The organism is Streptococcus infantis (assembly GCF_047464715.1).
GTDB lineage: Bacteria > Bacillota > Bacilli > Lactobacillales > Streptococcaceae > Streptococcus > Streptococcus infantis_S.
Window position 1 is genome coordinate 240,016 of the sequence record NZ_JASHBJ010000002.1, and the last position, 20,845, is coordinate 260,860.

Consider the following 20,845-nt stretch of genomic DNA (forward strand, 5'->3'; position numbering starts at 1 on the left):
CTAAAATTTGGTAAAATAATTCAGTTTTTCCGAAAAAACCTTGCAATGGTTGGATTTATTTGCTATATTAAGATTATACAAATCAAAGGAAACATCTTTCTGCAAGGCTTATTTTTTTACCAAAAAATGTATGCGCTTACAGAATTGAGAAAGGAGTTTTTATGGAGAAGAGCTATTGGGAAAAATCCTGTAAGTATAGCATCCGAAAGTTGACCGTTGGAACTGCTTCTGTTCTACTGGGAGCTGTTTTTCTAGCGACACAGAATGTAGCTGCTGAAAGCCTCGAAGTGAAGGACAATCAAACGAATGTTAGTGAGACGACGGTTCAAGTGGATACAAAAGTTGAGGAACCAAGTCAAGCAAAGACGGAGAATCAGCCAAGCACAGACACTCATCCTTCTACTGAATTAGCTGACAAAGAGGTAAAACCTGAAAAGGAATTACCTCAAACACATCATCAATCAGAGACTAACGCTGTAGTTGAACCTTCTGAAAATAAGGAGAGTGAAAAGCCAGAACTTCCTATGACTAAGCAAGAAAACTATCAACTTCATTACGACCAACCAACTGCTCCTTCTTATGACGGCTGGGAAAAACAAGCCTTGCCTGTCGGAAACGGTGAAATGGGGGCTAAGGTTTTTGGATTAATCGGTGAAGAAAGAATCCAATACAATGAAAAAACTCTCTGGTCTGGTGGGCCACATCCTGATAGCACTGACTACAATGGAGGGAACTATCAGGACCGCTATAAGGTTTTGGCAGAAATTCGTAAAGCCTTGGAAGAAGGAAACCGCCAAAAAGCCAAACAATTGGCAGAGCGCAACCTAGTGGGTCCAAATAATGCTCAGTATGGTCGTTACTTATCTTTTGGTGATATCTTCATGGTCTTTAACAACCAAAAGAAAGGCTTGGAGAACGTTACCGACTATCGTCGTGACTTAGATATTTCTGAAGCTATCACAACTACCTCTTATACTCAAGATGGGACAAGTTTCAAACGAGAAACCTTCTCTAGTTTTCCAGATGACGTCACTGTTACCCATTTGACTAAAAAGGGAGATAAGACGCTTGATTTTACACTTTGGAATAGCTTGACTGAAGATTTGATTGCTAATGGAGATTATTCTTGGGAGAATTCTAAATACAAACAAGGTACTGTAAGCGTTGATTCTAATGGTATTTTACTCAAGGGAACTGTCAAAGACAACGGTCTTAAATTTGCCTCTTATCTTGGTATCAAGACAGATGGACAAGTCACTGCTCAAGATGGTTATTTGACAGTTACAGGAGCCAGTTATGCAACACTGCTACTCAGCGCCAAGACTAATTTTGCTCAAAATCCGAAAACCAACTATCGCAAGGATATTGATGTAGAAAAGACTGTCAAATCTATCGTAGAAGCTGCCAAAGCCGAAGACTATGAGACTCTGAAAAATGACCACATCAAGGATTACCAAAGTCTTTTCAATCGTGTTCAACTAAACCTCGGCGGTAGCAAGTCTAATCAAACTACAAAAGAAGCTCTTCAAACCTATAATCCAACAAAAGGACAAAAACTAGAAGAACTCTTCTTCCAATACGGACGTTACCTACTGATCAGTTCTTCTCGTAACCGGACAGATGCCCTCCCTGCCAACTTGCAAGGAGTCTGGAATGCTGTAGATAATCCACCTTGGAACTCAGACTACCACCTCAATGTCAACCTACAAATGAACTATTGGCCTGCCTACATGAGTAATCTCGCAGAAACAGCTAAGCCAATGATCAATTATATCGATGACATGCGCTATTATGGTCGTATCGCTGCTAAAGAATACGCAGGTATCGAATCCAAAGAAGGTCAAGAAAACGGTTGGTTGGTTCATACTCAGGCGACACCATTTGGCTGGACTACTCCTGGCTGGAACTACTATTGGGGCTGGTCTCCAGCTGCCAATGCTTGGATGATGCAGAACGTCTATGACTACTACAAATTCACCAAGGATGAAACTTATCTCAAAGAAAAGATTTATCCAATGCTCAAGGAAACAGCCAAGTTCTGGAACTCCTTCTTACACTACGACAAGGCCAGTGACCGTTGGGTTTCTTCTCCATCATACTCGCCAGAGCATGGAACCATTACGATTGGGAATACCTTTGACCAATCTCTAGTTTGGCAGTTATTCCATGATTATATGGAAGCAGCCAATCATCTCAATGTCGACCAAGATTTGGTGACAGAAGTGAAGGCTAAATTTGACAAGCTCAAACCACTTCATATCAACCAAGACGGTCGTATCAAGGAATGGTACGAGGAAGACAGCCCTCAATTCACTAATGAAGGAATTGAAAACCATCACCGCCACGTTTCTCATCTGGTTGGACTCTTCCCAGGTACTCTATTTGGCAAGGATCAGCCTGAATATCTAGAAGCTGCACGCGCAACCCTAAACCACCGTGGAGATGGTGGAACTGGTTGGTCTAAGGCCAATAAAATCAACCTCTGGGCTCGCCTCCTAGATGGAAATCGTGCCCACCGTTTGTTGGCTGAACAGCTCAAGTCTTCAACTCTAGAAAACCTCTGGGATACGCACGCGCCTTTCCAAATTGATGGAAACTTTGGTGCAACCAGCGGTATGGCAGAAATGCTCCTTCAGTCTCATACCGGCTACATTGCTCCATTACCAGCCCTTCCAGATGCATGGAAAGATGGTCAAGTCTCAGGTCTAGTAGCTCGTGGTAACTTTGAAGTCAGCATGAAATGGAAAGAAAAGAATCTTGAAACGCTATCTTTCATTTCTAATGTTGGTGGGGATTTAGTCGTAGACTATCCAAATATCGAAGCTAGCCTTGTCAAGGTAAACGGTAAGGAAGTACAAGCTACCCGCATCAAAGACAACCGCATTCAACTTGCAACTCAAAAGGGTGATGTCATTACCTTTGAAAACTTCTCTGGTCGTATTACTCGTCTGACTGCCCAACGAAAAGATTCAACAACTGCTGAACTCAACTTTAATGCAGTCGAGGGAGCAACTCACTATATTATCCGTCGAGAAAGCACGGATGAAAATAGTCAAAACTCTACCGTCCGTGAGTTTACAACCAACCAAACTCACTTCATCGATCGTTCTATTGATTCAAGCCACGCTTATACATATACAGTCCAGGCAGTTTTGGGAGAACGCTCAACACCTGTTTCTGTTGCTACTTCAATCTCAGCTTTTAGTGAGCTAATGGACGATCGTGATTCTCGTATTCAATATGGTGCTGCCTTTAGAGATTGGTCTGACTCAGAACTCTTTGGCGGAACAGAAAAATACGCCGATATCTCAAATGGGAATTATTCCGATAAGGATGCAACAGCAACCATTCCTTTCAATGGACCTGGTATTGAAATTTACGGACTCAAGTCTTCTCAATTAGGACTTGCTGAGGTTACAATCGATGGCAAATCTGTTGGTGAGCTAGATTTCTATACGGCTGGAGCTACTGAAAAGGGTGTCCTAATCGGTCGTTATACAAATCTTTCTTCAGGCCCTCACCTTATGACTATCACTGTTAAGCGTGAACATAAGGGACGCGGAAGTGAACGCTCAAAAATTTCCTTAGATTACTTCAAGGTCTTCCCAGGACAAGGAGAAACAGTTGAGAAAATAGATGATCGTGATTCTCGTATCCAATACGGCTCAGCATTTAAAGACTGGACTGATGCGGAACTCTATGCTTCTACAGAGAAATATGCGGATATCAATGCAGACGATAGTCTTGCTCCTGAAGCAACTGCAAGAATTCCATTCTCTGGAACAGGTATCCGTATCTATGGACTGAAAACTTCAGCTCTTGGCAAGGCCCTTGTGACACTCGATGGAAAAGAAATGCCAAGCCTTGACTTCTACACTGCCGGAGCTACCGAAAAAGGAGCATTGATTGGCGAATTCACTAATCTAACAGATGGCGAACATGTCTTAACTTTGAAAGTGGACCAAGATTCTCCAGACGGTCGAAAGAAAATCTCCCTGGACTCATTCGATATTCTAAAAGCTCCATCAGTATCATTAGATACCCCAAGCCTCGAACCTATAAAGGTAGAAGATAAGAAAGTAACACTAACTTTACCAACTGGTAATTGGGATGCTGTTGCTGTGACATTCCCTGGTGTTACAGATCCCCTACTCCTAAGAAAAGTCGATGAAGATCCTCTTGTAACTTCTGGCGAGCAAACTGTATTAAGCATAAAGGATAACAAGGTAGAAATCGACATCCCTGAAACTACGGACCGTAAATCCGGCAATCCAATAGAAGCTTATGCTGTCCTAGGAGAAACACGAAGCAGTACTATTGTAACAGTCTTTCCAAAAGGGGAAACTGCCCCTGTAGAAGAAAAAGTTGTTACAAGCAAAGGTGATGAGCCTGCTCCAGTAGTAACCATTCCTGAATATACTGACCCAATTGGAACTGCGGGAGAACAGGAACCTCCTATCGTGGATATTCCTGAATACACTGAGCCTATCGGTACTGCAGGGGAACAAGAAGCGCCTATTGTAGATATTCCTGAATACACTGAGCCTATCGGTACTGCGAGCGACCAAGCGGCTCCTAGCGTGGATATTCCTGAATACACTGGACCTATCGGTACTGCGAGCGACCAGGCTGCGCCTACTGTAGATATTCCTGAATACACTGGATCTATCGGTACTGCGGGAGAACAGGGAGCGCCTATCGTGAATATTCCTGAATACACTGGACCTATCGGTACTGCGAGCGACCAGGCTACGCCTAGCGTAGATATTCCTGAATACACTGGACCTATCGGTACTGCAAGCGATCAGGCTGCGCCTAGCGTAGATATCCCTGAATACACTGGACCTATCGGTACTGCGAGTGACCAAGCGGCTCCTAGCATCTCTCTTCCTGAGTTTAAACTCAAAGCCTTAAAAGACCAGGCTACCGGAGTTCAAGTCATCAGTGGAGCAAATGAGCTAGGTGAAGCAAGTTATCTTGAAATCCAGAAAGTAGACAAGCAAGAACTCTTGGGCAAGAAATATGATGCCTACAACATTCAACTCAAGAATGAAAATGGTCAACCAATCCAAGCAAAAGGTGCTGTACTGGTTCGATTACCAATTTCTGGTAAAGTCCAAGGATTCTATCGTTTCAGTTCAGAAAAAGACTTGAAAGCACAAGATTTCACCATTCGTGATGGCAAGCTTGAGTTTCTAACCCTTGATTTGACTACTTATGCTATCGTCTACAAGACTGAAACAGAAGTCCAACAACCAAGCTCAAGTCAAATCAAAGAAGCTAGTCCATTAGCAAATAAAAACCAGCTTAATGGTGAAAATTCTACAAATGACAAACAGCTTCCTGCCACTGGAGAAGAGTCTAGCCCACTCCTCTTCATGGCAAGTCTCAGTCTAGCTTTAACTTCTGCCTTCTTGATTAAAGGGGAAAAAGAGTGATCCCAATAAATCTATAAAGATTTAGATAAATAGAAAAAGGATGAGTAAATTACTCATCCTTTTGATTTATTTCAGAGTATTTTAAAATAAACTAAAAAGCCAGTTATAAATCCAGTTAAAAATCGAATATAACAAATTCAAAAGGAATTCATAAAAAATTAAACAAATGTGATACCAAATGAATTCTAGAATGGCGATTAGTGGCTTGACTATGATATAAAATAAAATATCCCAAATAAATTTCATTTTTTATCTTCCTTTCTAGGAAGTCCCGCAATCCAAGGCAGAGTTGATAGCATTTTATAAGCCGTAAGAAATTTAGCAACCTCTATGACTTTTGGCTCAGATCCCTTCTTCTCAGTCAATACTTCCATTCCTTTTACCCAAAGACATGTTCCAATCACTCTTGCCATGTTGGTAAAAAAATTTGGTTGGTTGTCCATATGATTCTCCCTTAGTTCATATCGTTTCTAACAAATTAGTTCTTGTTGTATTCAGTATATCAAGTTTATGTAGATTATCAAGTTTTTATCTGCAAAATAAAAAAGTTTCATAACCTTTCTAGAATAATACTAGGAAGATTATAAAACTTTTCATTATTTAATTTCTTTTTTATATCGTTCCAATTCTGCTTGGTTAGCCCAAACATAATGTCCTGGACGAATTTCAACCATAGAGGGTTTGTCAGTTTCGTAGTCATGTTGATTAGGATCATAGACTTTCAAAACTTTCTTACGTTCCAAGATTGGATCTGGAATCGGCACAGCTGATAAAAGTGCTTGTGTGTATGGATGAACTGGATTGTTAAACAATTCTTCAGTTTCAGCCACTTCAACAATGACACCCTTATAAATTACCGCGATACGATCAGAGATGAAACGAACTACTGACAAATCGTGGGCGATAAAGAGATAGGTCAAGCCCAATTCTTTTTGAAATTTCTTGAGCAAGTTCAAAACTTGGGCACGCACTGAAACGTCCAAGGCTGAAATTGGCTCATCCGCGATCACGAAGTCAGGTTGCATAACCAAGGCACGAGCAATCCCGATACGTTGACGTTGTCCACCTGAGAACTCATGAGGGTAACGTGTCAAGTGTTCAGCCAAAAGTCCTACTTCACGAATGATGTTTTGAACTTTTTCTTTTCTTTCTTCTTCGTCTTTAAATAAATGGTGGTTGTAAAGACCTTCTGAGATGATATAGTCAACTGTTGCACGTTCATTCAAACTTGCGGCTGGGTCTTGGAAAATCATTTGAATGCGACGGATTAATTCCGCTGCTTGTTCACGTGATTTTTTACCATTGATTTTTTGCCCATCAAAGATGATATCCCCTTTGCTGGTATCATTAAGGCCAATAATGGCACGACCAATTGTTGTCTTACCACTACCAGATTCTCCAACGAGTGAGAACGTTTCACCTTTGTTGATAAAGAAGTTTGCATTTTTAACGGCTACAAACTTTTTGCTTCCTTCTCCGAAGGAAATCTCTAAGTCTTTAACTTCTACTAATTTTTCAGACATTTCCTTCCTCCTAGTCCTCAAGATGAGCAAAGCCCATCTTTTCACGAATCTTATCGTGTAAATCTGCAATTACTGCTGGTTTTGCAACTTTTGGAGCTTGTTCATCAAGCAACCATGTTTTAGCCCAGTGAGTATCAGATACTGCAAACTGAGGAGCTTTTTCTTCGAAATCAATCTTCATCGCATAATCTGAACGAAGAGCAAAAGCATCTCCCTTCAATTCAGTATACAGTGATGGAGGTGTTCCCGGAATTGAATACAATTCTCCTTTATCGTCAGCCAGCTGTGGCAAACTTGATAAGAGGCTCCATGTGTATGGGTGACGTGGATCGTAGAAAATTTCTTCAACTGTACCATACTCAACGATTTCACCAGCATACATAACTGCAACTTTATCAGCAATACTTGCTACAACACCAAGGTCGTGTGTGATAAAGATCGTTGTAAAGTGGTATTCTTGTTGAAGTGTTTTCAACAAGTCAATAATCTGAGCTTGGATGGTCACATCAAGGGCTGTTGTTGGTTCATCACAAATCAAAACATCTGGACGACACGCAAGGGCAATCGCAATAACAATACGTTGACGCATTCCTCCAGAATACTGGAATGGATATTCATTAAAACGTCTCTCAGCGTCAGGGATACCAACCTTATTCATATAGTCAATCGCCAAGTCTTTTGCTTCTTGAGCCGTTTTTCCTTGGTGTTTAACAATAACTTCTGTGATTTGACTTCCGATTGTTTTGATTGGGTCAAGACTGGTCATCGGATCCTGGAAGATCGTTGCAATCTTCGCACCACGAATTTGCTCCCAATCTTTATGAGAAGAAAATTCAGTCAAATCTTGGTCACGGTAAATAATACTACCTTTGGCAATACGACCATTTTCTTCCAACATTCCTGTAAAAGTTTTTGTTAAAACAGATTTCCCTGAACCAGACTCTCCAACGAGTGCAAGCACTTCGCCCTCAATCAACTCCAGAGATACTCCACGAATAGCTGTCAAAATTTTGTCACGAACATCAAATTCCACGACAATATCTTGAGCAGTCAAAATTACATTTTTTTCTTTTGTCATGTCTACTCCTATCTATGTGTACGTGGATCACTAGCATCCGCTAGGTTTTGACCAACTACGAAAAGCGACAAGGATACCAAAACCAAAGTTGTCAATGGAATCCAGAAGAGGTATGCATTTGTCGTTACGTTCTGTGAGTAATCTGAAATCAATCGACCTAAACTTGGTACTGTAATTGGTAGTCCAAGTCCAAAGAATGATAGAAAGGCTTCATATGAGATAAATGCTGGAAGCATTTGTGATGTAGTCGTAACAATAACAGATACCAATTGTGGCATGATATTTTTAATGACAATTTTGTATGTTGGAGTTCCGAGTGTGCGTGAAGCAAGGTTGTACTCTAAGTCACGGTAACGCATGATTTGGATACGAATTGAGTAGGCAATCCCAATCCAAGTCGTTACACTCATGGCAAAAATCAAATTCCAGAAACCTGCTCCGATTGAGTATGTTAGGACGATAACAATCAATAAGTGTGGGATGTTGGAAATAACGTTATAAACTTCCATCATGACGCGGTCAACTGATTTTGAAATACCCCAGATACCGCCGACAATAACACCAATTACAATATTGATAAAGGTCGCAATAACGGAAATCAAGATAGAGTTACGGGCTCCAAACCAGACACCATCAAAAAGAGACTTACCATTACTATCTGTACCGAACCAATGTTCCGCATTTGGTTTAATGTAGCGAGCGCTAAAATCATTTACCTTACTTACATCATTGAAGTCGAAATCAGAAAACATTGGGTAGATGAAACTCATCAAAACGATTGAAATCAAAATACCAAGCATGATGATGGTTGATTTCTTTTTCAAAAATTGTCTAAAAACAGAACCCCAATATGAGTAGGCAGGAGCATCAATTGCTTCAGAGGCAAAGTCATCGCGTTTTACAAACTGAAATTTATCATTACTAATTGTAGACATTATTTGCCTCCTTTCTCTGTCAACTTAATACGTGGGTCAATAATTGTCATCCAAATATCCCCAATTAAGTAAGAGAAGATTGAGACGCAAGTAAAGATGAAAACTAGACCAACAACCATGTTATTATTTGACGCTTTTACAGAGTCAATCAACATTTTACCCATACCTGGGAAGGCGAAGACTGTTTCAGTAAGAGTAGCTCCACCAATAACACCGATAATAGAACCTGGAATACCTGAAACGAGCGGTACCATAGCATTTTTAAAGATGTGTTTGTTTGAAATTTCTTTCTCAGAAAGACCTTTTGCACGTGCAAAACGAACAAAGTCTTGTGATTGTAAGTCAATCATGTAACGACGAATCCAGATAGCCAAACCAGGAGCACCAAGTAAACCAAGAATAACTGCAGGTAGTACATATGAACGCCAGTCTCCAGCACCCAAGATAGGGAATGAATCAGGGAGTCCAATTGAAGAACCAATCAAACGAATGATATAGACAAGAGCGATAGTTGGAAGAGCAAGTAAGAATGTTAAAGCTCCTGTAGAGAAACTATCAATCCAAGTATTCTTGTAACGAGCCATTGCAGAACCAAGTGGAACCGCAATCGCATACGAAATTGCAAGGCCAATCAAACCAGCAATAGCAGAACTGGTAATCATAGATGGATACTGATAGTTGCTTTCAGTAGCTGTATATGGATCACCTTTACCGTAGTTAGCTACTTCACGTGCATCCGCCTGACTTGGTGATTTATAAGTTCTTGTGTAAATGTTGACTGATGAAGTTTTCTTCCCAGTTGGGAATTGAACTTCAGAAGTCTTGGTTTGTCCTTGACCTTGTGTGATAACTTGAAGAACAGGAGTATTGGCATAAGTTGGGTAAGAATCTCCTAGATTTAAGTTCACAAAGTTCTGATGAACAAATGGGAACTGACTGTTGAAGTACAAGAGGTATTTATGTTTAGTCCCTGAACCTACCAAAGACCATCCAATCGCTGGATCGTTTTCAAAACGCAAATAACGCTCTAAGTTAGGATTTTCTGGGTCTTGAATCTTGTTTGTATGGTCAATATCAAGCAAGTTTGCATAGAATTTGAACACACGCTCGAAAATAGGGATTTCACGAGTAGCATAGAATTGACCGCTCTCTGTAAACTCACCTAAAGTCCAACCGTTCCCAAGTTGTTGGATGTATTTTTCATAGATAGCTTTATTTGTATCATTTGCATCTACTGTAACAGAAGGGTCAATGCTACTAGCTTTTTCCTGCAACTCTTTTGTATCGTAATATTCGATATAACCCATACGCTCATAAACGGTATTTTCATAGTTATCGCGTTTATCAGCTGTAGTTGCAATTTTATTGTAGTTAGTATCTTGTTTGAAGATCAACTTCCGTGGAACCATCGTATAGATGATTGTGTAAATCAAGGTCGTTACTAAAAAGATAGAAACTAACGACCGCAAGATACGCATAAAAACATATTTTTTCATATTATTTCCTTTAAAATCCCAAAAGAACCTTCTCCTTTTGGAGAGAAAGTTCTAATGAGCATTATTTATTTCACGTGGCTCGCTAATTCTTTTTGAGCTTTCTCGTTTGATTCAGCTTTTTCTTTGAGCCATTTTTCACGAGCTTCTTTGTACTCTTTAGCAGTTACAGTGTTCGCTTGCAATTTAAGATATTTGAAGTAAACATCTGAACCTTTATCACCAGATTGAGTATAAGATGCTGAGAATGGTACTACGCGAGAAATGATTGGTGCTGCTCCTGAAGAAGACATAGCTGGAAGGAAGAGTGAGCTATCTGTCAACCAAGCTTGAGCTGCTGCATATTTCTCATAACGTTTATTAAGATCGGTTGTTTCACTAGCTGCATCATCAACTAATTTGTCATAATCATTCAAACCAACTTGAGCAACCGCTGGGTTTGATGGATTATCATAGCCCATGTAGGACTTAGTTGTTTCACTATTAGTTGTTTTCAAGATGTCAAGGTATGTTGATGGATCATCATAGTCTGGATTCCATCCAACAGCACCTGAAAGGTCCCAATCTTCTGCTGCCGCACTAGCTGCGTAGTATGTAGCATTTTGTAATTCATCTGTAGTGATTTGTTGAATATCGATAACTACATTATCTGTACCCAAAGCCGTCTCAACAGATTGTTTAAATGATTGGATACGAGCGATATAGTTTTTAGATGTTTGGTCAACTGGAATATCCAAGTGGATTGGGAATTTTACACCATCTGCTTCAAGGACTTTTTTAGCTTTAGCTAGTTCTGCTTTAGCCTTATCAGCATTGTAAAGACCATCTTGAGCATCCGCAAAGTTTACGTCTTTCCATTCATCACCATAAGAAACAACTTTCTCAGTAACCAAGTCACCAAATGTCTTATCTCCAGCAGAAACAAAGTCAGGTTTGACAAAGAGGTTACGAACAGCAAGGGCGGCTCCATCCTTACCATTTAGCTGAGCTGAATAAGCAGTGCGGTCAAAAGCAAAGTTCAAAGCTTGACGGAAGTCTTTGTTAAGAAGAGCTTTCTTAGTAGAAGTCTTTTCCTCGTCAGTTGTTTTTGATGTATATTTATAACTTTGACGGTCAATGTTAACACCTAAACCAGCAATACCAGCTCCCTGTGGGGTATAGTAGATATTATCTTTATATGTTTCTGCTACTTTAGAATAGTTTGAGCTAGTAGGGAAGAGACGTGCATAACTATATGCACCATTTGTAAAGTTACGCTCAAGTGACTCTTGGTCTGAACCATCATAGTAAGAAAGTGTTACAGTATCGATGTGAACATTGTCTTTATCCCAATACTGTTCATTCTTCGCAAACTCGATAGAAGACTTCGCTGTCAATCCTTTAAGCAAGAAAGGACCATTGTAAAGCAATGATGTTGGATCTGTCGCCTTACCAAAGTCTTTACCTTTTGATTTTTCAAACTCTGCATTCAAAGGCCAGAAGATCCCATAAGATAATTTAGAGTTCCAGTATGGTTCAGGTTGGTTCAATGTATATTGAAGAGTGTAATCATCAACAGCTTTAATACCTACTGCAGAAAAGTCTGTATTAGTCCCTGATAAATAGTCAGCCAATCCCTTTACAGAATTTTGTGCTAGGTAAAGAGCAGCTGATTTATTGTCGGCTGCGTGTTTCAAACCTGTAACAAAGTCATTTGCAGTTACTTCTGCATATTCTTCACCATCAGATGTGAACCATTTTACACCTTTACGAATCTTGTATGTATATGTCAATCCATCTTGAGATACTGACCAGTCTTCAGCGACTGCAGGAGTTAGATTTCCATATTGGTCATTTGTAAAGAGACCATCGATACCATTTGAAGTAGCAACTTTTGTACTTTGTTTACCAGAAATTAGGTAGTCCAATGTTTCTGGGTCAGCAGTATAAGTATAGCCATAAGCCTTTGGTGCTTCAGCATTTGATGATTTTGAAGAACCGCAAGCTGCAAGAACGCCTGTAGCAAGTAGCGCAACACCCGCTACCGCAAGAATCCGACTTTTTTTCATATTTTTAAACTCCTCGTTTTAAATTGTGGATATTGAAGATTATACCACAGTTTTTTTAAAAAGTAAACGAATTTTCAGAATATTTTGTCGCATGTTTTTTTAAACATTTGAATCTTATGTTTTCAGAAAAGAAAACTATTGACGAGAAACAATTTTCAAGGTATAATAATAAAAGTTAAGGCGGTATAGCCAAGTGGTAAGGCACGGCTCTGCAAAAGCTTGATCGTCGGTTCAAATCCGTCTACCGCCTCTATTTAAACAAAGACTCCTAACGGAGTCTTTTCTTTTTAACGCTTAAAAAAGCTCTATCAGTTTTCTCTGATAAAGCTTTTGTTTTATTCAGTTTCTTCTTCTGATTCAAGTTCTTGAATTTGAACCTTAAGCTTGGTGACACGACCATTTTTTACCTTGTCATTTGTCAAGGTGATATGCTTGTTGCCACTATCTAACTCATAACTGAGTTTTTCTGATGTTGGAATAGTCCCCACACCAGTCAAATAATAACCAGCAATGGTATCTACATCGTCACTTTCAAGCTCGACATCAAAATAATCATTGAAATCGTTCAAATTCATTGTCCCTTGGACAATATGAGTGCCCTCGCCGATAGTATGAACATAGACTTCAGCACGGTCAGTCTCATCATCAATCTCACCAACAATCTCTTCAAGGAGGTCCTCGAGTGTTACCAAACCAGCCATTCCTCCGTATTCATCAAGAAGAATAGCCATCTGTCTTTGTGAATTTCTCAGTTCTTTTAACAAATCATCAACAAAAATAGTTTCAGGTACAAAGAGAGGTTCCTGTAATATCTTTTTCAATACAATATTATCAAAACCATCGGTAAAACCCGCTTTTAGCAGACTCTTGGTGTGAATCAAACCAATCACGTTGTCCTTGTCATCATCATAGACAGGAATTCGAGAAAAGTTTTGTTTTAAGATACTTTCGATAATGGTCTGAGTGTCATCTTGGATATCTACCATGAAGGCATCTGTTCGAGGAACCATGACTTCACGTGCCATGAGCTCATCTAGTGAGAAAATTCCTTGCAACATTTCGATTTCATCCGCATCCAAAGTTTCTTCACTATTGGTAAGCATATACTCAATCTCATCCCGAGTCATTTTTTCGTCAGCATCGTCAAATGTCATCGGCGTCAAACGGCTCAAAAGATTGGTTGATGCAGATAGCATCCAAACAAAGGGACTCACAATCTTACCGAGAGCAATAATAAATGGTACAGTTCGGATTGCCAAGGCATCCTTAAGATTTAGAGCAATGCGTTTAGGATAAAGTTCACCAAAAACGATTGAAATATAGGTCAAAAAAGCAAGTGACAGGAAGCTTGCGATTGCATGCGCAGTTTCGCTATTCCCCATCCATGAGGCTATCAATTGTCCAAGAGAGTCTGCAAGTTTAGCCCCTGACAAGATTGTAATTAAAGTAATCCCAACTTGAATGGTTGATAAAAAGTGATTTGGGTTTTCAAGTACCTTTAGCAAACGGATATAACGTTTATCACCTTCTTCAGCCTTTTGTTCAACACGTGAACGACTAAGGGAAACCATAGCCATCTCTGTCGCAGAGAAAAAAGCATTTAAAAAGGTCAAAACAACTAATAATACAAATTGCAGTAACAAATCCTGACTGCTCGGGTCTTCCATTTTCCTTCTCCTAAAAAGTATAATTGAGACTATTATACCACATTTTTTAACTTCTACACATTAATTTTCGATTTCTATAGTAAATCCCCTATCGAAACGATAAGGGACTGTCTCTCTATTAATCTTTTGTAACGGTTACTTTTCCTGTTCGGTAATCTAACTGAATCCCCTTTTGAACATTTGGAATCACAACGTTAAACTCTAATTCACCATCAGAAGATTTGGCTTCTATCTGAGAAGCAGATGGTACTAAATCATCTTCAGTTGCATACAATAGCGTAACACGGTAACGCACTCGTTTATTCTTATCTAGAGCTTTTCGTACTAGACTTTCATAGTAGTTTTGTCCAGTCGAATCTTCAGCTCGTGCTTGGTTGGCCCAGGCTGTTTGTACAGCAATATTTTTTGGATTGCTAGTAGATGCATCAAAACCATCCAAACCACCAATCAAGGCATAGCCTAATAAATGCCCTCTATCTACTGCGTGATTGTAGGTTCCTTTTAGATTCTTAACTTGATGCCATCCTGCTGGTGTCCAAGAAGTTGAACCATTCCCCGTCTCTTCACGGTCTTTGTACTGTCGAGTTGCCTTTGACATGAGCGCATTGGCTACGGTAGGAACGGTCTCACCACCTACAGTTTTTGTTTTATTATCAGCATAGGGTTTACTTGATACCTTAGCATCTAGATTGGTTTTGTTCCCATTAACAATAAAGGCACCTGCTCCATTCCACTCAAGGGATCCCTTTATTTGTTTTTTGACCGAATCAGTCAATACACTCTCAGCCAATTCTTGACTAGGAGTATCAGGTGACTCTGACTTTTGCTGTACCTGTGTTTGTGGTGTAGCATTGGAAGCCTGCATTTCTCTCATGTAGTAACTTCCTGCCGACAAAAGTAGAAAAATCAGGAGACCTATGAGAGCCTGTCTGGTTTTTTTATTCATGTTTCCTCCTTATTTTTTATCCTTAGAAAAAGGCCGGTTCCCCAGCCTATTTCCCTGTAAATTTTGCAATCAGTTCATGCCATTTATCGGGTGTCAAAATTGCCCACGGATCTTGACCTTTTCCTACGATACCATAGCCAATCATCAAGCCAATTCCAAGCGCCAAAATCCCTAGAAGCAAAACAGTAATGACCAATAGAAATCGACGTAGCACATAAGATACTTCTTTATTCATCTTCATCAGCTTCCACACTTACCCGTTCAATATTAGCCCCTAACTGAGCTAATTTTTCATGGAAACGATAATAACCTCTATCCAAATGGACAAGTTTCCCAACAACAGTCTCACCTTCAGCTATTAAACCTGTCAGGATCAAGGCTGCACTGGCACGAAGGTCCGTAGACAGCACTTCTGCCCCTTGGAGAGGTTGCCCGCCAACGATACGAGCAGTGTCACGGATGATCTCAGAATGCAAGCCCATGCGACGCATTTCTTCTAGATGTTGGAAGCGATTCTCAAAGACTGTCTCAATCATAGTCGATTCTCCTTGAGCAACCGTCATAAGAGCAGTAAACTGCGCCTGCATGTCTGTAGGAAACCCTGGATGTGGTAAGGTCTTGACATGAACTGCTTTTAGTTTGTCTCGTTGAGAACGGATGCGGATTCCTTCATCTTCGTCGATGACTTCAACACCCATTTCCTGTAATTTCGCCAACAAGGGACGGTTGTGTTCCCAGATGGCATCTTGAATCAGGACATCTCCACCTGTCATTGCAGCAGCAACCATGAACGTCCCTGCTTCAATACGGTCTTGAACAACGTTATGGGTTGCACCATGCAAGTTTTCAACACCAGTTATGGTAATGCTCTCTGTTCCCGCGCCTTTGACCTTAGCCCCCATTTTGTTTAAAAGAACAGCTAAATCTACAATTTCAGGTTCACGCGCGGCATTTTCGATAACAGTTACGCCATCAGCTAGGGTTGCAGCCATCATCAAGTTTTGAGTTGCCCCAACACTAGGAAAGTCCATATAGATATGGGCTCCATGCAAGCGTTCTGCCTTAGCTTCGATATAACCAGCCGTTTGGGTGATCTTAGCTCCCATTGCTTCCAAACCTTTAAGGTGAAGGTCGATAGGACGACTACCAATCGTACATCCACCAGGCATCGAAACTTTAGCGTGACCAACTCTAGCTAGGATTGGACCCAAGACTACAATAGACGCACGCATCTTGCTGACATACTTATAAGGAGCTTCTTCTGTGATATCATCTGTTGCATCCACTTCAACAATGTGTGCATCTTGATCAAAATTAACTTTCGCATTTAATCCACGAACTACCTGATTCATGGTAAAGACATCTGACAAGATAGGAACATTTTTTAAAACTGTTTTTCCTTCGCTTGCTAAAATCGTCGCCGCAAGTAGTGGCAAAACTGCATTTTTCGCACCCTCAATGGTGACACTTCCGACTAGGCGATTATCGCCACCTCGAACTACAATTTTTTCCATAAATATTTTCCTTTACTTTCGAGTTTAGAATAATGTCCGTACAGCTTCTTGCCATAATTGGTAGAGATTTAGGAAAAAAGAACTAATCAGATACCCTAAACCGATACTACACAATACTACTAAAAGTCGTACCTTCCTCGCATTGTCCTTAGTTACCTTCAAAATTTGATCCCATTTGACCAAATCTTTCAACAGTTGAAAAACTAGGTAGACAAAAAACATATGACTACTGAGGGTAAAAAACAATTGAATCATCTGCCTATTATACCATCTTCTCTTTTTCTACGCTAGTCTATGGACTTGCACTATATTTTATGGGTTGTTTTTCAAGTAGTCAATTGCATCCTGAAGTGTTTTTACAGGAACAATCTTCATGTCTGTTTTAATCATTTCAGCAGCTTCTACAGCCGTGTCATAATTACTTTTAGCATTAGGATTGGCCTTTTTAGCTTCTTCAGTTACTGGATTGTTAGGAGCAAAGAAAACAGTAGCTCCTTTTTTGGCAGCAGCAACAACTTTTTTGTCAATTCCACCAATATCACCAACATTTCCATCTCTGTCGATACTTCCTGTACCAGCAATGATACGTCCATTTCGAAGAGTAGGGTCTGCAATTTGCGTATAGATGGATAAACTAAACATCATTCCAGCACTCGGACCACCAATGCCAGCAGTTGAAAACTTGATTGGCACATCACTTGACACTTCTGTGCGGTCAATCAAGCCGATTCCGATACCATTTTTCCCATTTTCCAGAGTAATGATTTTTCCTTCAGCAGTTTTGACTTTCCCGTCCTCTTGATAAGTAACCTTAACCTTGTCACCTAGCGTTTGAGAGTTGACGTAGTCGACCATCTCCTTGGAACTTTCAAAAGTCTTATCATTCACAGCTGTTACAGTGTCAGCAATATTGAGAATTCCCTTGAAGGTTGAGTTGTCTGTTACGGTCAAAACATAGACTCCTAGGTATTTGAGCTCTATTTCCTTACCGGCAGTTTTCAGGCCTTGATATTTGGCCATATTTTGCGAAGTTTCCATGTAAAACTGATTGATTCGCATAAATTCTGTATCTGATGAACCACCAGTCATCTCTTTGGCACTATGTATGTCCGTGAAAGGTGTCAGCCAAGCATAAACCAAGTCAACCAGTCTAGCGTGCTTAACTCCAACTGTTACAAATTGGTAAGAACCTTCCTCTTGGTCAGTTTGATTATTGACTTGTAAGACTTTTCGAATATCTTCTGAAGTCCCTGGAACCTCAATGTAATAAGGCAGGGGCACTGTAAAAGCTATAAATGTGATAATAAGCCCAATAATTAGATATATGGGCCATCTAGTTTTTTTCTTCATGTTTTAACTCCTCTAAGACAGCGCTTGGTACATACTCACTGATGTCTTGACCAAATTTCAATAGTTCTCTCACAGCTGAAGAGCTGATGTAAATATGCTCTAGTCGAGCATGGAGATAGACTGTCTCAATTTCTCCTGCTAATTGATGGTTATAAAAATCAAAACTGGCTTCGTACTGAAGATCAGTCGCATTACGCAAGCCACGCACCAAAACCTCTACACCTAGTTTTCTAGCAACATCAACGACTAATTCATCATGAGAGGATATGACCTGAACATTTTTTAGATGTGCCACTGCTTTTTCAACAGTCTTCAACCGACTCTCTATCGGTAAGAAGCCATTTTTGTGTGGATTATAAAAAATTCCTACATACAATGTATCAAAGAGTTTACTTGCACGCTCAATGAGGTCCAAATGACCTTTCGTTATCGGATCAAACGAACCTGTGAATAGCCCAATTTTATCTGACATAAACCGTCACCTTACTAATCCCATATATTTTTTCCTTCCAGATACCCAAACAGGCAATTTCTTCTGGAAGTTCTACTGATTTATCGGTCTCGCAGACCACCATGACATCTTCTGAAAAAAGGTTTCTCTCCGCCATTTTTTCAATGTCGGATACGATCTGTTCCTTTGCATAGGGAGGATCTAAAAAGATGAGATCGAAGACACCATCTACCTGCTCCAATGCACGACTGGACTCCATTTTCAATAATTGAAACTTTGAGGTTTCTTTGGTCATCTGGATATTTTCTGCCACAATATTCTGGGCCCGTCTGTCCCTCTCGACCAGAACAGCACTTGACATACCCCTTGAAACTGCTTCGATGGATAAACCACCACTGCCAGCATAGAGATCTAGTACACGTCCTCCTTCAAAGTAGGGACCAATCATATTGAAAATAGCTCCTCGGACCTTGTTAGATGTTGGTCTCGTTGTTTTTCCGTCTAGCGTCTTTAAAGGACGTCCCCCGTAGATTCCTGATACGATTTTCATAAGGTATATTATACCAAATTCTGATGAAATAAGAAAATCGAACCTCTCGGTTCGATTGATTAAAGAATATTGTCGTAAGTATCTCTGACTTCTTGTGGCCAAACACTAGTTTGAACTTCACCGATGTGTTTCTTACGAAGTAGGAACATAGCCATACGTGATTGACCAATCCCACCACCGATTGTCAATGGGAAGAGACCATTTAAGAGAGCTTTGTGCCATTCCAAAGAAAGGCGGTCTTCATCTCCTGTAATAGCTACTTGTCGACGCAGAGTATCTTCATCGACACGAATTCCCATTGAAGATAATTCAAAGGCTGCACCCAAGTTATCATTCCAGACAAGGATATCTCCATTCAAGCCATGATAACCATTTTCAGATTCAGTTGTCCAGTCATCATAGTCTGGTGCACGTCCATCATGAGGTTTTCCATCCGACAATACACCGCCAATACCAATCAAGAAGACAGCACCGAATTCCTTACAGATAGCATTTTCACGTTCTTTCGGTGTCAAGTCTGGATAGCGTTCAACCAATTCTTCTGTATGGATAAAGGTAATTTGCTTAGGCAAGATTGACTCAATATCATAGCGGGCTTCAACTGCCAACTCTGTCAAACGAATGGCCTTATAAATCTTTTCAACTGTTTCTTTAAGATAAGCTAGGTTGCGATGGCCGTTTGGAATGACCTTTTCCCAGTCCCACTGGTCAACATAAACAGAGTGAGTCGCATCTAATGAATCTTCGTCTGGGCGAAGAGCTTTCATGTGAACGAAGAGACCTTCTCCTTCACCAAACCCAAAACGAGCTAGAGTGTGACGTTTCCACTTAGCAAGCGAGTGCACCACTTCATAGGTTTCATTTGGAATTTGTAAAACCTTAACAGATACTGGGTTTTCAATACCTGAAAGGTTATCCTGCATCCCATCCCCAACCTTACTCAAGATTGGTCCTTGTACTTCTACTACTTCTAACTTATCTTTTAAATACTGGGTAAAGGTATTTTTTACAAATGAAATCTCTTCCTGCTGGTGAATAAAACTTTTTTTCATATGCCCCTCCTTTTGAATAATAAAGATTATACCTTTTTATCAGTAAAAATAAAAGAAAAAAGAGCTCATTTGAGCTCTAAAAGTATTAATCGTCACGTCCAAAGATACGCAAGAAGCTAAGGAAGAGGTTGATAAAGTCAAGGTAGAGGCTAAGTGCCAAAGAAATTGCCCAACCTGTAGCAACCTGACCGTCTGACTCTTCGTAAACATAACGTATTTTTTGGTTATCCCAAGCGATTAAACCTGCAAAAACAAGCACCATAACAATACTAATAATGTAGTCCATTAGGCCACTATTTAAGAAGATATTGACAACCATGGCCAGTATCAGACCAAATAAGGCTGCAATCAAAGCACGTCCGATACCACTCAAATCCTTTTTGATGACGACTCCTATGATAGCCATGACAAAGAAGAGGGCTGCACTAGAGATAAAGGCTGTCAAAACTGTTCCTGGAAGATAGAGCGATACGATGAAACTCAGCGAAAAACCGTTCACTACTGAATAGATGAGAAACATAGGAAGAGCTGCTGGGCTATTTTTATAAGCCATATTACTAGCTGCAATGACAAGAGCAACTTCAACTACTCCTGTTACGATTAGCCATATGCGGGCATTAAGCATCAACTGAACAAGTAAATCTTGGAAGGTTGTTAACATTAAGGCTGAGACAATTGCAGATAAGGCAATCCCAATCCCTACAAAAGCATAAACTTTTGCATAAAATTGATTCAAACCAGAACGTTCTTGAATAATTGTTTGATTCATATTTCTTCTCCTTATGAAATCTTTTTACTGA

The 20,845-nt window shown here is 40.1% G+C and carries 17 protein-coding genes and 1 tRNA gene; 2 read left to right on the forward strand and 16 right to left on the reverse strand.

Translation table 11 applies throughout. The features are described 5' to 3' along the window. The first annotated feature begins 161 nt into the window (after positions 1 to 161). Entirely contained in the window at positions 162 to 5,438 is a 5,277-nt protein-coding gene (locus QM419_RS05960) for an SIALI-17 repeat-containing surface protein (RefSeq protein WP_414278210.1), read from the forward strand. Between the two features lie 242 nt (positions 5,439 to 5,680). Here QM419_RS05960 and QM419_RS05965 read toward each other — a convergent pair whose 3' ends face one another. The 6 genes from QM419_RS05965 to QM419_RS05990 all read right to left on the reverse strand — a co-directional run bounded on the left by QM419_RS05965 (position 5,681) and on the right by QM419_RS05990 (position 12,515). After that, positions 5,681 to 5,881 carry a mechanosensitive ion channel protein MscL gene (locus tag QM419_RS05965; RefSeq protein WP_414278211.1) on the reverse strand — a complete coding sequence of 67 codons (201 nt, stop codon included), beginning with the start codon at positions 5,879 to 5,881 and terminating at the stop codon, positions 5,681 to 5,683. A gap of 153 nt (positions 5,882 to 6,034) precedes the next feature. Further along, positions 6,035 to 6,961 (reverse strand): ATP-binding cassette domain-containing protein, encoded by a 927-nt coding sequence (locus QM419_RS05970; protein ID WP_414278212.1) that lies wholly within the window; start codon positions 6,959 to 6,961, stop codon positions 6,035 to 6,037. 10 nt (positions 6,962 to 6,971) lie between these two features. Next, positions 6,972 to 8,039, reverse strand: coding sequence for an ABC transporter ATP-binding protein (locus QM419_RS05975; protein ID WP_414278213.1), 1,068 nt, complete (start codon positions 8,037 to 8,039; stop codon positions 6,972 to 6,974). A gap of 8 nt (positions 8,040 to 8,047) precedes the next feature. Beyond that, positions 8,048 to 8,974, reverse strand: coding sequence for an oligopeptide ABC transporter permease OppC (gene oppC / locus QM419_RS05980; RefSeq protein WP_006150281.1), 927 nt, complete (start codon positions 8,972 to 8,974; stop codon positions 8,048 to 8,050). Next, on the reverse strand, positions 8,974 to 10,470 hold the full coding sequence (locus QM419_RS05985; protein ID WP_178895474.1) for an ABC transporter permease: 1,497 nt from the start codon (positions 10,468 to 10,470) through the stop codon (positions 8,974 to 8,976). The genes oppC and QM419_RS05985 overlap by 1 nt, the downstream gene beginning before the upstream one ends. 65 nt (positions 10,471 to 10,535) lie before the next feature. Then, positions 10,536 to 12,515, reverse strand: a complete 1,980-nt coding sequence (locus QM419_RS05990; protein ID WP_414278214.1) for a peptide ABC transporter substrate-binding protein — start codon at positions 12,513 to 12,515, stop codon at positions 10,536 to 10,538. Positions 12,516 to 12,694: 179 nt separating this feature from the next. On the opposite strand from QM419_RS05990, the gene QM419_RS05995 reads away from it, so the two are divergent. Then, a tRNA-Cys gene (locus QM419_RS05995) sits at positions 12,695 to 12,765 on the forward strand. Positions 12,766 to 12,850: 85 nt separating this feature from the next. On the opposite strand, the gene QM419_RS06000 is transcribed toward QM419_RS05995, so the two are convergent. From QM419_RS06000 to QM419_RS06045, 10 genes are all read right to left on the reverse strand, one after another. Further along, a complete protein-coding gene (locus QM419_RS06000) occupies positions 12,851 to 14,182 on the reverse strand; it encodes a hemolysin family protein (protein ID WP_178895475.1) in 1,332 nt (443 codons plus the stop codon). Positions 14,183 to 14,300: 118 nt separating this feature from the next. Beyond that, the gene (locus tag QM419_RS06005; protein WP_414278215.1) at positions 14,301 to 15,128 is read right to left on the reverse strand and encodes a DNA/RNA non-specific endonuclease; all 828 of its coding nucleotides are present in this window, start codon (positions 15,126 to 15,128) and stop codon (positions 14,301 to 14,303) included. A 46-nt stretch (positions 15,129 to 15,174) separates the two neighbouring features. After that, positions 15,175 to 15,369 (reverse strand): DNA-directed RNA polymerase subunit beta, encoded by a 195-nt coding sequence (locus QM419_RS06010; RefSeq protein ID WP_414278216.1) that lies wholly within the window; start codon positions 15,367 to 15,369, stop codon positions 15,175 to 15,177. Next, positions 15,356 to 16,642 carry a UDP-N-acetylglucosamine 1-carboxyvinyltransferase gene (gene murA / locus QM419_RS06015; protein WP_414254281.1) on the reverse strand — a complete coding sequence of 429 codons (1,287 nt, stop codon included), beginning with the start codon at positions 16,640 to 16,642 and terminating at the stop codon, positions 15,356 to 15,358. Before murA ends, QM419_RS06010 begins: the two co-directional genes overlap by 14 nt. 24 nt (positions 16,643 to 16,666) lie before the next feature. Then, positions 16,667 to 16,897, reverse strand: a complete 231-nt coding sequence (locus tag QM419_RS06020; RefSeq protein ID WP_033587493.1) for a DUF1146 family protein — start codon at positions 16,895 to 16,897, stop codon at positions 16,667 to 16,669. 57 nt (positions 16,898 to 16,954) lie between these two features. Further along, a complete protein-coding gene (locus QM419_RS06025) occupies positions 16,955 to 17,992 on the reverse strand; it encodes a SepM family pheromone-processing serine protease (RefSeq protein WP_414278217.1) in 1,038 nt (345 codons plus the stop codon). Then, positions 17,976 to 18,464 carry a pantetheine-phosphate adenylyltransferase gene (gene coaD, locus QM419_RS06030; RefSeq protein WP_414278218.1) on the reverse strand — a complete coding sequence of 163 codons (489 nt, stop codon included), beginning with the start codon at positions 18,462 to 18,464 and terminating at the stop codon, positions 17,976 to 17,978. The genes QM419_RS06025 and coaD overlap by 17 nt, the downstream gene beginning before the upstream one ends. Then, complete coding sequence (gene rsmD / locus QM419_RS06035) at positions 18,454 to 18,993, reverse strand: 16S rRNA (guanine(966)-N(2))-methyltransferase RsmD (RefSeq protein ID WP_414278219.1); 540 nt, start codon at positions 18,991 to 18,993, stop codon at positions 18,454 to 18,456. The genes coaD and rsmD overlap by 11 nt, the downstream gene beginning before the upstream one ends. Positions 18,994 to 19,052: 59 nt before the next feature. After that, on the reverse strand, positions 19,053 to 20,045 hold the full coding sequence (asnA, locus tag QM419_RS06040; RefSeq protein WP_414278220.1) for an aspartate--ammonia ligase: 993 nt from the start codon (positions 20,043 to 20,045) through the stop codon (positions 19,053 to 19,055). Positions 20,046 to 20,130: 85 nt separating this feature from the next. After that, on the reverse strand, positions 20,131 to 20,814 hold the full coding sequence (locus tag QM419_RS06045; protein ID WP_178895485.1) for a Bax inhibitor-1 family protein: 684 nt from the start codon (positions 20,812 to 20,814) through the stop codon (positions 20,131 to 20,133). Between the last annotated feature and the right edge of the window lie 31 nt (positions 20,815 to 20,845).

Coding starts and splice junctions, on each gene's coding strand:
- QM419_RS06000 (WP_178895475.1), bottom strand. CDS start 14,182: ATGGAAGACCCGAGCAGTCAGGATTTGTTACTGCAATTTGTATTATTA.
- QM419_RS06005 (WP_414278215.1), bottom strand. CDS start 15,128: ATGAATAAAAAAACCAGACAGGCTCTCATAGGTCTCCTGATTTTTCTA.
- asnA (WP_414278220.1), bottom strand. CDS start 20,045: ATGAAAAAAAGTTTTATTCACCAGCAGGAAGAGATTTCATTTGTAAAA.
- QM419_RS05965 (WP_414278211.1), bottom strand. CDS start 5,881: ATGGACAACCAACCAAATTTTTTTACCAACATGGCAAGAGTGATTGGA.
- QM419_RS05970 (WP_414278212.1), bottom strand. CDS start 6,961: ATGTCTGAAAAATTAGTAGAAGTTAAAGACTTAGAGATTTCCTTCGGA.
- coaD (WP_414278218.1), bottom strand. CDS start 18,464: ATGTCAGATAAAATTGGGCTATTCACAGGTTCGTTTGATCCGATAACG.
- QM419_RS05975 (WP_414278213.1), bottom strand. CDS start 8,039: ATGACAAAAGAAAAAAATGTAATTTTGACTGCTCAAGATATTGTCGTG.
- QM419_RS06045 (WP_178895485.1), bottom strand. CDS start 20,814: ATGAATCAAACAATTATTCAAGAACGTTCTGGTTTGAATCAATTTTAT.
- QM419_RS05990 (WP_414278214.1), bottom strand. CDS start 12,515: ATGAAAAAAAGTCGGATTCTTGCGGTAGCGGGTGTTGCGCTACTTGCT.
- QM419_RS06020 (WP_033587493.1), bottom strand. CDS start 16,897: ATGATTCAATTGTTTTTTACCCTCAGTAGTCATATGTTTTTTGTCTAC.
- QM419_RS05985 (WP_178895474.1), bottom strand. CDS start 10,470: ATGAAAAAATATGTTTTTATGCGTATCTTGCGGTCGTTAGTTTCTATC.
- murA (WP_414254281.1), bottom strand. CDS start 16,642: ATGGAAAAAATTGTAGTTCGAGGTGGCGATAATCGCCTAGTCGGAAGT.
- QM419_RS06025 (WP_414278217.1), bottom strand. CDS start 17,992: ATGAAGAAAAAAACTAGATGGCCCATATATCTAATTATTGGGCTTATT.
- rsmD (WP_414278219.1), bottom strand. CDS start 18,993: ATGAAAATCGTATCAGGAATCTACGGGGGACGTCCTTTAAAGACGCTA.
- QM419_RS06010 (WP_414278216.1), bottom strand. CDS start 15,369: ATGAAGATGAATAAAGAAGTATCTTATGTGCTACGTCGATTTCTATTG.
- oppC (WP_006150281.1), bottom strand. CDS start 8,974: ATGTCTACAATTAGTAATGATAAATTTCAGTTTGTAAAACGCGATGAC.
- QM419_RS05960 (WP_414278210.1), top strand. CDS start 162: ATGGAGAAGAGCTATTGGGAAAAATCCTGTAAGTATAGCATCCGAAAG.